General features: G+C 40.4%; 1 protein-coding gene and 1 pseudogene. Both read left to right on the top strand.

What is annotated here, in order from left to right; all coding sequences use genetic code 11:
- Positions 1-75 precede the first annotated feature (75 nt).
- A complete protein-coding gene (locus tag ACFING_RS10035) occupies positions 76-294 on the top strand; it encodes a hypothetical protein (protein WP_375630827.1) in 219 nt (72 codons plus the stop codon).
- A gap of 6 nt (positions 295-300) precedes the next feature.
- A pseudogene (locus ACFING_RS10030) lies at positions 301-701 on the top strand (integrase); the annotation flags it as partial.

Genomic DNA, 701 nt, shown 5'->3' with positions numbered 1-701 from the left:
CCCTTCCTAACAACTTTCAAGTAATGCGTGATTCACGCCACACGTGAATTGCATCTCAATGTAAGGAGAAAAGATATGGCGCCTCGTCCAGCTGCTATAACGCAACCAGCCATTGCACGCGCTTTAAGAGAAGCTAAAAAACAAGGTTGCGAACTCATAGAAATCAAACCTACAGGGGAACTGCTTATCTATCTTAAAGCAGATATTCCAATACCAAATTCAGTTAGCCACCCAGACAAACTTTTAGATTTGTCAAAGAATGAATATTACGAAACCGCACTCTCTAAGATGTAAAATACCATGCCTAAACCACGTCCTCCTCATCTTGTCAAAGAAGTCACACGTCATGGTAAAATTATATGGTATGTACGTATTGGTCATGGACCACGTATTAGAATACGCGGTACCTATGGAACGCAAGAGTTTGTTGACAACTACAAAAGCGCACTTGCCGAGTTACAAGGGCTTATACTTCCTAAATCAAAAACTGGTAAGCTAGTCGAAGGTTCATTCGCATGGCTCCTTAAACAGTATTTTAATAGCTCCAATTGGCATAACCTTTCTAAAGTCACCCAAAAACAAAAAGAACTCATCCTTATGAAGGTATGTGATACCATAGGAAACATTCCATACCAAGCAATTGAAAAGAAACATATCATAGCCGGTGTTGAACGGCGTAAAGAAACACCAGCAATGGCTAG

The sequence above is a fragment of the Bartonella sp. AP150HLJHH genome (assembly GCF_042196385.1).
In the GTDB taxonomy this organism is placed as follows: Bacteria; Pseudomonadota; Alphaproteobacteria; order Rhizobiales; family Rhizobiaceae; genus Bartonella.
This window is presented reverse-complemented; position numbering and strand designations above follow the sequence as displayed.